This window comes from Franconibacter helveticus LMG 23732 (genome assembly GCF_000463115.2).
GTDB lineage: Bacteria > Pseudomonadota > Gammaproteobacteria > Enterobacterales > Enterobacteriaceae > Franconibacter > Franconibacter helveticus.
On the sequence record NZ_AWFX01000024.1, the window covers coordinates 142,156 to 154,368 of the forward strand.

Consider the following 12,213-nt stretch of genomic DNA (forward strand, 5'->3'; position numbering starts at 1 on the left):
TGCACGTTTCAGGAAATATCGCCCATGACCCAGACCCTGAGCCAGCTGGAAAACCGCGAAGCTTTTATTGAACGCCATATTGGCCCCTCTGTTTCGCAACAGCAGGAGATGCTGCGCACCGTCGGCGCGGACTCGCTGAATGCGCTGACCGCGCAGATCGTCCCCGCCGACATCCAACTGGCCGCGCCGCCTTTTATCGGCGAAGCCGCCACCGAATTCGCCGCGCTGGCGGAGCTGAAAGCCATCGCCAGTCGCAACAAGCGTTTTAAAAGCTATATCGGGATGGGCTATACCGCCGTGCATACGCCGCCGGTTATCCTGCGCAATATGCTGGAAAACCCAGGCTGGTACACCGCTTATACCCCTTATCAGCCGGAAGTGTCGCAGGGCCGTCTTGAAGCGTTGCTGAACTTCCAGCAAGTTACGCTGGATTTAACCGGGCTTGATATCGCCTCCGCCTCGCTGCTGGATGAAGCGACCGCCGCCGCCGAAGCCATGGCGATGGCAAAACGCGTCAGTAAACTGAAAGGCGCAAACCGCTTCTTTGTGGCGCAGGATATTCATCCGCAGACGCTGGACGTGGTGCGTACCCGCGCGGAAACGTTCGGTTTTGAAGTCATTGTGGATGCGCCGGACAAGGCGCTCGACCATCAGGATATTTTCGGCGTGCTGCTGCAACAGGTGGGCACCACGGGCGAAGTTCATGACTACAGCGCGCTGATTGAAAAACTCAAAGAGCGCAAAGTGATTGTGAGCGTAGCGGCGGACTTTATGGCGCTGGTTATGCTTACGGCGCCAGGCAAGCAGGGTGCGGATATCGTCTTCGGCTCCGCCCAGCGTTTTGGCGTGCCGATGGGCTACGGCGGCCCGCATGCGGCGTTCTTTGCGGCGAAAGACGAATTCAAACGCTCTATGCCTGGCCGTATTATCGGCGTGTCCAAAGACGCGGCGGGCAACACCGCGCTGCGCATGGCGATGCAGACCCGCGAACAGCATATCCGCCGCGAAAAAGCGAACTCCAATATCTGTACCTCTCAGGTGCTGCTGGCCAATATCGCCAGCCTTTATGCCGTGTTCCATGGCCCGGCGGGCTTAAAGCGCATCGCCAGCCGCATTCACCGCTTTGCGGATATCCTCGCGGCAGGCGTGCAGAACAAAGGGCTGAAGCTGCGTCATAAAACCTGGTTCGACACGCTTTGCGTGGAAGTGACGGATAAAGCCGCCGTGCTGGCGCGTGCGCAAGCGGCGCAAATCAATCTGCGAAGCGACATCCTGAATGCCGTAGGCGTGACGCTTGATGAAACCACTACGCGCGAAGATGTGCTGCGTCTGTTCAGCGTGCTGCTGGGCGATAATCATGGTCTGGATATCGACGCGCTGGATAAAGATGTCGCGCTCGACAGCCGCTCGATTCCGCAGGCCATGCTGCGCGACGACGCGATCCTCACGCATCCGGTTTTTAACCGCTACCACAGCGAAACCGAAATGATGCGTTACATGCATTCGCTTGAGCGTAAGGATCTGGCGCTGAACCAGGCGATGATCCCGCTCGGCTCGTGCACCATGAAGCTGAACGCCGCTGCGGAAATGATCCCCATCACCTGGCCGGAATTTGCTGAGCTGCACCCGTTCTGTCCGGCGGATCAGGCTGAAGGCTATCACCATATGATAAGCCAGCTCTCCGACTGGCTGGTGAAGCTGACCGGCTACGACGCGCTGTGCATGCAGCCGAACTCCGGCGCGCAAGGGGAATACGCAGGCCTGCTGGCTATTCGCCATTATCATGAAAGCCGCAACGAAGGCGCGCGCGATATCTGCCTTATCCCGAGTTCCGCCCACGGCACCAACCCCGCTTCCGCGCAAATGGCGGGAATGGAAGTGGTGGTGGTCGCCTGCGACAAACAGGGCAATATCGATCTGGCGGATCTGCGCGTGAAGGCGGAGCAGGCGGGCGACAAACTTTCCTGCATCATGGTGACTTACCCGTCGACCCACGGCGTGTATGAAGAGACGATTCGCGAAGTGTGCGAAATCGTTCATCAGTACGGCGGCCAGGTTTACCTCGACGGCGCGAACATGAACGCGCAGGTGGGCATCACTTCCCCCGGCCACATCGGCGCGGATGTCTCTCACCTCAACCTGCACAAAACGTTCTGCATTCCGCACGGCGGCGGCGGCCCGGGCATGGGACCGATTGGCGTTAAAGCGCATCTTGCGCCTTTCGTGCCGGGCCACAGCGTGGTGCAGATTGAAGGCATGCTGACCCGTCAGGGCGCCGTTTCCGCCGCGCCTTTCGGCAGCGCTTCTATTCTGCCGATCAGCTGGATGTATATCCGCATGATGGGTTCCGAAGGGCTGAAGCAGGCAAGCCAGGTGGCTATCCTGAACGCCAACTACATCGCCACGCGGCTGAAATCGGCTTATCCGGTGCTCTATACCGGCCGCGACGGCCACGTGGCGCATGAGTGCATTCTGGATATTCGTCCGTTAAAAGAAGCCACCGGCATTAGCGAGCTGGATATCGCCAAGCGCCTTATCGACTACGGCTTCCACGCGCCGACCATGTCTTTCCCGGTGGCGGGCACGCTGATGGTGGAGCCGACGGAATCGGAAAGCAAAGCCGAGCTGGACCGTTTTATCGACGCGATGCTGGCTATCCGCATGGAGATTGACCGCGTGGCGAAAGGCGAATGGCCGGCGGACGATAACCCGCTGGTGAACGCGCCGCACGTGCAGCAAGAGTTGATGGAAGCCTGGGATCGCCCGTATACCCGCGAGCTGGCGGCCTTCCCGGCAGGCTTCGGCAACAAGTACTGGCCGACGGTAAAACGTCTGGACGATGTCTACGGCGACCGCAACCTGTTCTGCTCCTGCGTGCCGATGAGCGAATACCAGTAAACGGCAATCTGATGACGAAGGGCGCTGCGGCGCCCTTTTTTATTCGAACGCGATAAACTCAACCGGCACGGCAAGGGTCAGCCAGACGCCGTTATCCGCCTGATGAAAAGCATAGCCTTGCTGGTGCATCCGTTCGGCATGGATTTTCAGTACGACCGGTTTGCCGTGGCGTGCGCCAACGGCGACGGCCGTCTCCTCATCGCCTGAAAGATGCACATAGTGGCGAGAACCGGCAATCAACCCTTTCTGGCGAATGCTTTCAATAAAGCGAGTGGCCGTGCCGTGATAAAGCATCGTCGGCGGCACCTTTTCTTCCCAGTCGATAGCTACCTGTTTTGTGGAGTGTCCCTGCACGGCGCGAATGTGTAGTTTGTCTTCACTCAATACAAAACGTTTTTTGTCGTTATCACGCACAACGGCTTCAATGATTTCCGGCGTAAGGCGCCTGCCCGCTTTAGCGGCGCAGGCGATCAGTTCGTCTGTTGAAGCCCAGCCTTCGCTGCTGAGTTGTAAACCAACCGATTCAGGCTGGTGGCGCAAAACGTAACTTAAAAATTTGCTGATGTCGGCGTGCGATTTCATCTTTTACCTTTGTCTGTTGCCTTCACGCGTCGAAGCATCGCCGATAATTACCCGAATAAAAAGGAGAAAACGATGTCTGTTGCACTTATCACCGGCGCCAGCCGCGGTATTGGCCGCGCCACGGCGCTGCTGCTGGCAGAGCAGGGTTATACCATTGTGGTGAATTACCACAAAAACGCCCAGGCGGCGCAGGAGGTCGTGAAAGCCATTCAGGCCAAAGGCGGAAAAGCGCTGGCGGTGCAGGCGGATATTGCAGACGAAGCGCAGGTTATGGCGATGTTTGAACAGACAGACGCGCTTGGCGAGCCGCTTGGCGCGCTGGTTAATAATGCGGGCATTCTGTTTACCCAGTGCCGCGTCGAGGCGCTTACTGCCGAGCGCATTAATAACGTGCTGCACACTAACGTTACCGGCTACTTTCTCTGCTGCCGCGAAGCCGTTAAACGCATGGCTCATCATCATGGCGGCCAGGGCGGAGCGATTGTTAACGTCTCCTCAGCGGCTTCAAGGCTTGGCGCGCCCGGCGAATATGTGGATTACGCGGCGTCAAAAGGGGCGGTCGATACGTTAACTATCGGTTTGTCTCTTGAGGTGGCGGGGCAGGGCGTGCGGGTAAACTGCGTGCGTCCCGGCTTGATTTACACCGAAATGCACGCCAGCGGCGGCGAGCCTGGGCGTGTGGATCGGGTTAAATCCGCTTTGCCGATGCAGCGCGGCGGCCAGCCGGAAGAGGTGGCGGAAGCTATCGCTTGGTTGCTGAGCGATAAAGCCTCTTATGTGACGGGAAGCTTTATCGAGCTGGCGGGCGGGAAGTAGCCACTGCGGATCCTGCTCCCTCTCCCCCGACGGGGAGAGGGATGCTCAGGGGAAACCTCAGAGTTTCTCGCCGTTGCTCGCAATTACTTCTTTGTACCAGTTAAAGCTTTTCTTACGCGAGCGGGACATATCACCCGTACCGTCGTCGTGCTTGTTCACATAGATAAAGCCATAGCGCTTGCTGTACTGACCGGTGGTGAACGAGACGCAGTCGATGCAGCCCCACGGGGTGTAACCCATCAGGTCTACGCCGTCATAAGTCACTGCTTTCATCATTTCAGCGATATGGGCGCGCAGGTAGTCAATGCGGTAATCGTCATTGATGCTGCCATCTGCTTCCACTTTGTCGTAAGCGCCAAAACCGTTTTCGACGATAAACAGCGGCTTCTGGTAGCGCTCATAAAGCTCGCACAGCGCATAGCGCAGGCCCACCGGGTCAATCTGCCAGCCCCAGTCGGACGCTTTCACGTGCGGGTTTGGCACGCTGCCCTGGAAGCCGGTCAGCGCGTCGCCGCTGCCGCCTTCGGCTTTAACGGCGTTGGTCATGTAATAGCTAAAGCCTAAATAGTCGCAGCAGCCTTCGCGCAGGATCTGTTCGTCGCCCGCTTCCATTTTGATGTTAAAGCCGCGGCGCTCCCACTCGTTCAACACGTAAGAAGGGTAGTAGCCGCGCAGCTGCACGTCTGTGAACACGTAGCGCTCGCGCATGGATTCCTGCGCATACATCACATCCTCTGGCTTGCAGGAGAAAGGATAGAGCGGCACCATCGCCAGCATGCAGCCGATCTGCATCTGCGGATTGATGCGGTGGCCGATTTTCACCGCCATCGCGCTGGCCACGAACTGGTGGTGCAGCACCTGATACATCGTCTCTTCCGGGTTGTCATGCTCGGTATAGACCACGCCGGAGCAGCAGTAGCCGAACAGCGGGGCGCGCCAGTTACGCTGGTTGTTGATTTCGTTAAAGGTCATCCAGTATTTGACCTTATTTTTGTAACGCTCAAACACCACTTCGGCGAAGCGTACAAAGAAATCGACTACTTTACGGTTAGTCCAGCCGCCATATTGCTGCACCAGATGCAGCGGCATTTCAAAGTGGGAAAGGGTGATAACGGGCTCGATGTTATATTTCAGCAGCTCATCGAACATTGCGTCGTAAAATTTCAGCCCTTCTTCATTCGGCTCGGCTTCGTCGCCTTTCGGGAAAATGCGTGTCCAGGCGATGGAGGTGCGAAAACATTTAAAGCCCATTTCGGCGAAGAGCTTGATGTCTTCTTTGTAATGGCTGTAAAACTCGACCGCTTCGTGGTTGGGGTAGTATTTTCCCGGCACGACGGATTCGGTAATTTCGCGCGGTACGCCATGCGCGCCGCCTGTCAGCACGTCGCAAATGCTTGGGCCTTTGCCGCCCTGGTTCCAGCCGCCTTCAACCTGATGCGCCGCTACCGCGCCGCCCCAGAGGAAATCTTTCGGAAGTGTCAGTTGCTTCATTTCATTTATCTCTTCGTTGTTCAGCAAATAGGGCAAAAAGCAATAAATGCCGACGAGCCAATTAAAATCTGAATTGAGTCTAACAAAGGACTTTTAAAAGTCACGCTATAACAAATAGCGGTGTGCGTGACTTGTTACAAATGAAAAACAGCCTGTTTTTTTATGCCAGTTTTTTCGCCATTTTGCGGCCCAGCGTCTCCAGAATATAAATTACCGGCACCTGCGTGGTAATGTCATATACCCCGGCAATACGGGTTTGCGGCACATGCCAGGAGAGGTTGAAATCGGCAAGTTTCGCCAGCGAGGAGTTGTCGTGGCTGGTAATAGAGAGCACCTTACAACGGTGAAGGCTGAACTGGCTGGCGAAACGCAGAATTTCCGCCGTTTCGCCGGATACGGAAAGGAAGATAGCCAGCGCATTTTTCGCCATGTCATTGGTAACGGGAAAATAAGGATCGTCGATATGGTTGCTGAATTTCCCGACATTTGAGAAAAAGCGCGCGCCATATTTCGCTAAGGAGCCTGAAGTACCGGCGCCAACAAAAATAATGCGTTCGGACGCAAGAATAATATCGACTGCGCGATCCAGCAAATTATCAAATTCTTCATTGTTTACGCTTCTGAAGAAACTGATAATTTCGCTGGCGCCAAAATTAGTTTGCTGAGGTTCATTCTGCTCTAAATATAATTTAAAGCGCACCCGGAATTCCGAATAGCCTTCGCAGTTAAGCTTGCGGCAAAAACGCAGCACGGTAGTGGTAGAGACGCCCGCTGCGTCCGCCAGTTCGCGAATGGTCATGTACATGACTTTGTCACGGTTTTTAATGACAAAGTTATAAACCATCATCTCCAGGTTATTAAGGCTTGCGATAGCGGAGTGGGTAAACATCGTCACGGGCGTGGCTTCCTTCGCATAATAGCTGACAGCACAAGCTGCTCATCATATCGCTAATGCTGCCACAAATCCCGGTTCGCAGCGCCATTCTTTCGTTTGCCAATGCATAACCTGCCGCTGGCGCTTATCATGCATTTTTACGTTTCCAGAAGGAGAACAGGATGCCGAACGACATAACTTTTTTTGCCCGCTTTGAGACGGACATTCTGGCCGGGCGCAAAACCATTACTATTCGCGACGAGGCTGAATCCCACTTCAGGCCGGGTCAGCGTTTGCGCACCGGGCGTTACGAAGATAACGCTTACTTTTGCACGCTTGAGGTGATCAGCATCACGCCCGTGACGCTTAACGAACTGAACGATGAACATGCCCGGCAGGAAAACATGACGCTGGCTGGTCTGCGCCAGGTGATTAGCGAGATTTATCCGGGGCTGGACAAACTTTATGTCATCGCCTTCAAAAAGATTTCATAATACAGCTGTAAGCTTTTTCAGATGCTGCAAAGGGTAGTGAACAAAGCGAAACGGTGCGGTTGCGGCAGGTAACAGATTTATTTTAGCGAACAGGTGTTCACTGAAATCATTCTCAGTTACGCTATGCACGTTGCATATTTTTTGACACGTCTGTCGGAGCTTCACTATGGTTCGCAAACCATTAATCGCCCAGGGATATTCGCTGGCTGAGGAAATAGCCAACAGCATCAGCCACGGTATTGGTCTGGTGTTTGGGATAGTCGGCCTGGTACTGCTGCTGGTGCAGGCGGCGGATACCAACGCCAGCGCCATGGCTATCACCAGTTATAGCCTTTATGGCGGCAGCATGATCCTGCTGTTTCTGGCTTCCACGCTTTATCACGCTATTCCGCATGCCAGAGCCAAAGTCTGGCTGAAGAAATTCGACCACTGCGCTATTTACCTGCTGATAGCAGGCACCTATACCCCCTTTTTGCTGGTCGGGCTGAACTCGCCGCTGGCGAAAGGGTTGATGATTGTTATCTGGAGCCTGGCGCTGCTGGGGATTTTGTTCAAACTCACCATCGCGCACCGCTTTAAGATCCTCTCGCTGGCGACTTACCTGACGATGGGCTGGCTTTCGCTGGTGGTGATTTATCAGATGGCGGTAAAGCTGGCGGCGGGCAGCGTAACGCTGCTGGCAGTGGGCGGCATAATCTATACGCTGGGGGTGATTTTTTATGTCTGTAAACGCATCCCTTACAACCACGCCATCTGGCACGGCTTTGTGCTCGGCGGCAGCGTATGTCACTTCCTGGCCATTTATCTCTACATTAAATAATGTCGGCCCCCTCGTCTGCACGAGGGGGCTACAGGCTTACGCCTCTTCCAGCGAGTAAGGCAGCGGCTCGATAGCCAGCGTCTGGCTGCTTTCATCCCGCACGCGGAATACGCTGCCGCTCTCCATATCGTTATTCATCACCGCCTGCACCAGCAAACGGCCGTCATCAAGCTGCGCTGCCGCCAGCACGGTGCCGGTGCGACGCCAGTTTTCGCCCATTTGCAGTTCAAGGTCTTCGCCTGCCTGCGGCACGCGGCTCGCTTTGCCTGCCAGAAACCACAACGCGCGCTTGTTGGCGCCGCGGAATTTCGCCCGCGCCACCATCTCCTGGCCGGTGTAGCAGCCTTTTTTAAAGCTGATGCCGCCCAGCGCCTGAATGTTGGTCGCCTGAGGAATAAACTGCGCGCTGTTCGGCTCGTCAATAACCGGGAAGCCTGCTTCGATATCCAGCGCCAGCCACTGCTGGCTGGAGTTAAGCTGCGCTTCGCCGCGCAATTTTTCCGTAATGTTTGCGGCGGTGGTTTTATCCGTTACCAGAAGAAAACGCTCGGCTGGCAAGTTGAACCACAGCAGCGTCGTTGCGCCTTCGCGCACCACCGGGTTTTGTTCATCAGGCAGAGCGGTAAAAAGATTCGCTAACGCCGCGCGCGACTGAAAACCCGCTACGCCCAACAGTACGGCCTCATCATCAGCGGCAATAGTGACTTTTGAGAAAACGGCATATTTTTTCAGCTGCGTCAGCTGAGTTTCCTGCACGCTGCGACGAACAATCCAGGCAAAACCGTCGGCGTGACGAAACAGACGCAGGTTGCTCCACATTTTGCCCTTCGCATCGCAGTGCGCGGCGAGCAAATGCTGGTTCTCCGCCAGCTGGGCGACATCTGCCGTCACCTGGCCTTGCAGATATTTTTCACTGTCGGCGCCGGTCAGAGTAGAGAGCGCCCAGTCATCCAGAGAGATAAGCGTCAGCGGCAGACGCGCTGCGGCGGCGGGCTGACGCGGAGGAAACGGGGTGAATACCATAACAATTAATGTCCCAGGTTGCTTACGCGAGATTACGTTAACGCCAGAAGCGCCATAACTCCATATTGTTGAGGAGGCTGCGGACAATGCAAGCGTTTTGATATCCCCTTTTGTGCGCTTAATGAAGAATGGAAGTTACATCGCATCAAAATTAAATTATTACTGGAGGAAATTATTTTCCTGGATAACGCCTCGCAATTCGTAACATTCATATCAAAAGCCGGGGAAAAAAGCGGTACACTAGCCGTCGACTTCCAAAAGCGGTTAAGCGGGAATATGCACATGGACATCAACAACAAAGCCCGAATTCACTGGGCATGCCGTCGCGGCATGCGCGAACTGGATATCTCCATCATGCCGTTCTTCGAGTATGAATATGACTCGCTGAGCAATGAAGACAAACAGCTGTTTGTCCGCCTGCTTGAATGCGACGATCCTGATTTATTTAACTGGCTGATGAATCACGGCAAGCCTGCGGATGCGGAATTGGCGCGGATGGTGCAGTTAATCCAGACACGGAATCAGGAACGTGGTCCTGTGGCAATCTGATATACGCGTCTCCTGGCGAGCGCAGTGGTTTTCGTTGCTGATCCACGGTCTTGTGGCGGCGGCCATATTGCTGCTGCCCTGGCCGCTGAGCTATATGCCGGTCTGGCTGCTGCTGCTTTCTCTGGTGGTATTCGACTGCGTGCGCAGCCAGCGGCGCATTCATGCCTGTCAGGGCGAAGTGAAGCTCACTGCCGATTATCGCTTGCGCTGGCAGGAGAGCGAATGGGAAATCGTCGGCGCGCCGTGGATGCTCACTAGCGGCATGATGCTGCGCCTGCGCGACGTTCAGACTTCCCGACGCCAGCATTTGTGGCTGGCGGCAGACAGTATGGCAGAAGGGGAGTGGCGCGATCTGCGGCGTTTGTTGCTGCAACGGCCAGGCCACACCTCTTCCTGAAACCGACTCAGGCAAATTGCTCCGCCATTTCACCTAAAATTTGCTCGCACCAGTTTTCAAGGCGGCTTTCGCTCAGGTCATACTGGTTGGTTTCATCCAGCGCCAGGCCGACAAACAGCTGGCCATCGGCAATCACCGGCTTGTTGCTGGTAAATTCATAGCCCTCGGTAGGCCAGTAGCCGATAAACTTAACGCCTTTCAGCGCGAGTTTATCGTGCAGCATGCCAAGGGCGTCCAGGAACCATTCGCCATACCCTAGCTGGTCGCCCATGCCGTAGAGCGCCACGATTTTACCTTCAAGGGCCAGGTCGTCGAGCTGCGTCCAGACGGCTTCCCAGTCCTCCTGGAGTTCGCCGAAATCCCAGGTAGGAATGCCGAGGATAAGCACATCGTACTGCTCCATCAGGGTGGGCGAGTCATCTTTAAGGTTATGCAGCGTTACCAGCTCGGGGCCAAGAATATCGCGGATTTTTTCTGCCGCCATTTCGGTGTAGCAGGTGCTGGAACCATAAAAAAGACCAATGTTCATAGCGGTAACATCTCATTTCTTCATCTGCAGAAGCGCCAGTGTACCAGATCCCGCCTGCTATCAGGCATAATGGCGCGACCCAGGAGCAAGGCGAAAAAGCGATGGAACAAGATATAGCTCGTATAGAAGCGTTTCTCGACGCGCTGTGGCTTGAGAAAAATCTCGCCCAGAACAGCCTGAGCGCCTACCGGCGCGACCTGACGATGGTTGCTCAATGGCTGCATCATCGCGGGCTGACATTACTTACCGTCCAGCGCGACGATCTCCAGACGTTGCTGGCAGAAAGAGTGGAAGGCGGATACAAAGCGACCAGCACTGCCCGCTTGCTTAGCGCCATGCGCCGTCTGTTTCAGCACCTTTATCGCGAAAAAGCGCGGGCGGACGACCCTGCCGCCATGCTCGCTTCGCCAAAGCTGCCGCAACGGCTGCCGAAAGATCTCAGCGAAGCGCAGGTTGAACGCCTGCTGCAAGCGCCAGTAACAGATCAGCCCATCGAACTGCGCGATAAAGCCATGCTTGAGGTGTTATACGCCACCGGGCTTCGCGTATCGGAGCTGACAGGGCTAACGATGAGCGACGTCAGCCTGCGCCAGGGCGTAGTGCGGGTTATCGGCAAAGGCAATAAAGAGCGGCTGGTGCCGCTTGGCGAAGAGGCGGTTTACTGGCTCGAACAGTATCTCGCGCACGGTCGGCCCTGGCTGCTTAACGGCCAGTCGCTGGATGTGCTTTTTCCCAGCAGCCGAGCCCAGCAAATGACGCGCCAGACCTTCTGGCATCGCATCAAGCATTATGCTCAACTGGCGGGTATCGACAGCGAAAAATTATCACCGCACGTTTTACGCCACGCCTTTGCCACGCATTTGCTTAACCACGGCGCAGACTTGCGCGTAGTGCAGATGCTGCTGGGGCATAGCGACCTCTCCACCACGCAGATTTATACTCATGTGGCGACTGAACGGCTGCGGCAATTACATCAACAGCACCACCCGCGGGCGTGAGTGCGATATCAAAGGATCGGTTATGAAAAAACAGGTTTTACTGCTCTCTTTTTTGGCGGCGACGCTTTCTGGATTCGCGCATGCCGATGAGGCCGCGATTCGCCAGTCGCTGGCGAAGCTTGGCGTACAGGGTGGAGAGATTCAGGCGTCTCCGCTGCCGGGCATGAAAACCGTGCTGACGGATAGCGGCGTGATTTACGTTACCGAAGACGGCAAGCAGATGATCCAGGGGCCGCTTTACGACGTCAGCGGCGCCCAGCCGGTGAATGTCACCAACCAGCTGCTGCTCGGTAAGCTCAACGCGCTCGAAAAAGAGATGATCGTTTACAAAGCGCCGCAGGAACAGCATGTCATCACCGTTTTCACTGACATTACCTGCGGTTATTGCCACAAGCTGCATGAAGAGATGAAAGACTACAACGCGCTGGGCATCACCGTGCGCTATCTCGCTTTCCCGCGCCAGGGGCTGCAAAGCCAGGCGGAGAAAGATATGCAGGCTATCTGGTGCGCCAAAGACCGGAACAAAGCATTTGATAACGCGATGAACGGCGGCCAGACCGCGCCAGCCAGCTGCGATATGAACATTGCTAAACATTATACGCTGGGCGTGCAATTCGGCGTGCAGGGCACCCCTGCGATTGTATTGAGCAACGGCTACGTTGTTCCGGGCTATCAGGGGCCGAAAGAGATGAAAGCTTTCCTGAATGAACATGATAAGCCGCTGAAGGCAGGTGGGCAGTAA

At 55.6% G+C, this 12,213-nt stretch carries 13 protein-coding genes; 8 read left to right on the plus strand and 5 right to left on the minus strand.

Annotated features, from left to right (window positions below; all coding sequences use genetic code 11):
* Positions 1–24: 24 nt before the first annotated feature.
* A complete protein-coding gene (gene gcvP / locus DW56_RS06970) occupies positions 25–2,898 on the plus strand; it encodes an aminomethyl-transferring glycine dehydrogenase (RefSeq protein ID WP_024553419.1) in 2,874 nt (957 codons plus the stop codon).
* A 39-nt stretch (positions 2,899–2,937) separates the two neighbouring features.
* Here the strand turns inward: gcvP and DW56_RS06975 are convergent, their stop codons facing one another.
* Positions 2,938–3,480 (minus strand): RNA 2'-phosphotransferase, encoded by a 543-nt coding sequence (locus tag DW56_RS06975; RefSeq protein ID WP_024553420.1) that lies wholly within the window; start codon positions 3,478–3,480, stop codon positions 2,938–2,940.
* 72 nt (positions 3,481–3,552) lie between these two features.
* Between DW56_RS06975 and DW56_RS06980 the strand changes: the two genes are divergently transcribed.
* Complete coding sequence (locus tag DW56_RS06980) at positions 3,553–4,296, plus strand: SDR family oxidoreductase (RefSeq protein ID WP_024553421.1); 744 nt, start codon at positions 3,553–3,555, stop codon at positions 4,294–4,296.
* Positions 4,297–4,353: 57 nt separating this feature from the next.
* Here the strand turns inward: DW56_RS06980 and DW56_RS06985 are convergent, their stop codons facing one another.
* Positions 4,354–5,787, minus strand: coding sequence for a 6-phospho-beta-glucosidase (locus DW56_RS06985; RefSeq protein WP_024553422.1), 1,434 nt, complete (start codon positions 5,785–5,787; stop codon positions 4,354–4,356).
* Between the two features lie 160 nt (positions 5,788–5,947).
* On the minus strand, positions 5,948–6,676 hold the full coding sequence (locus DW56_RS06990; RefSeq protein ID WP_024553423.1) for a MurR/RpiR family transcriptional regulator: 729 nt from the start codon (positions 6,674–6,676) through the stop codon (positions 5,948–5,950).
* Between the two features lie 167 nt (positions 6,677–6,843).
* Between DW56_RS06990 and yqfB the strand changes: the two genes are divergently transcribed.
* Both yqfB and trhA read left to right on the plus strand, forming a co-directional pair.
* Positions 6,844–7,155, plus strand: a complete 312-nt coding sequence (gene yqfB, locus DW56_RS06995) for a N(4)-acetylcytidine aminohydrolase (RefSeq protein ID WP_024553424.1) — start codon at positions 6,844–6,846, stop codon at positions 7,153–7,155.
* A 166-nt stretch (positions 7,156–7,321) separates the two neighbouring features.
* Positions 7,322–7,975, plus strand: a complete 654-nt coding sequence (gene trhA, locus DW56_RS07000; RefSeq protein WP_024553425.1) for a PAQR family membrane homeostasis protein TrhA — start codon at positions 7,322–7,324, stop codon at positions 7,973–7,975.
* Positions 7,976–8,011: 36 nt separating this feature from the next.
* Here trhA and ygfZ read toward each other — a convergent pair whose 3' ends face one another.
* The gene (ygfZ, locus tag DW56_RS07005) at positions 8,012–8,998 is read right to left on the minus strand and encodes a tRNA-modifying protein YgfZ (RefSeq protein WP_024553426.1); all 987 of its coding nucleotides are present in this window, start codon (positions 8,996–8,998) and stop codon (positions 8,012–8,014) included.
* A gap of 282 nt (positions 8,999–9,280) precedes the next feature.
* On the opposite strand from ygfZ, the gene sdhE reads away from it, so the two are divergent.
* The gene (gene sdhE / locus DW56_RS07010) at positions 9,281–9,547 is read left to right on the plus strand and encodes an FAD assembly factor SdhE (protein ID WP_024553427.1); all 267 of its coding nucleotides are present in this window, start codon (positions 9,281–9,283) and stop codon (positions 9,545–9,547) included.
* Positions 9,528–9,944 (plus strand): protein YgfX, encoded by a 417-nt coding sequence (locus DW56_RS07015; protein ID WP_024553428.1) that lies wholly within the window; start codon positions 9,528–9,530, stop codon positions 9,942–9,944. The genes sdhE and DW56_RS07015 overlap by 20 nt, the downstream gene beginning before the upstream one ends.
* Before the next feature lie 7 nt (positions 9,945–9,951).
* Here the strand turns inward: DW56_RS07015 and fldB are convergent, their stop codons facing one another.
* Positions 9,952–10,473, minus strand: a complete 522-nt coding sequence (gene fldB / locus DW56_RS07020) for a flavodoxin FldB (RefSeq protein ID WP_024553429.1) — start codon at positions 10,471–10,473, stop codon at positions 9,952–9,954.
* Positions 10,474–10,574: 101 nt separating this feature from the next.
* On the opposite strand from fldB, the gene xerD reads away from it, so the two are divergent.
* Positions 10,575–11,471, plus strand: coding sequence for a site-specific tyrosine recombinase XerD (gene xerD, locus DW56_RS07025; RefSeq protein ID WP_024553430.1), 897 nt, complete (start codon positions 10,575–10,577; stop codon positions 11,469–11,471).
* Between the two features lie 22 nt (positions 11,472–11,493).
* Positions 11,494–12,213, plus strand: coding sequence for a bifunctional protein-disulfide isomerase/oxidoreductase DsbC (gene dsbC / locus DW56_RS07030; protein ID WP_024553431.1), 720 nt, complete (start codon positions 11,494–11,496; stop codon positions 12,211–12,213).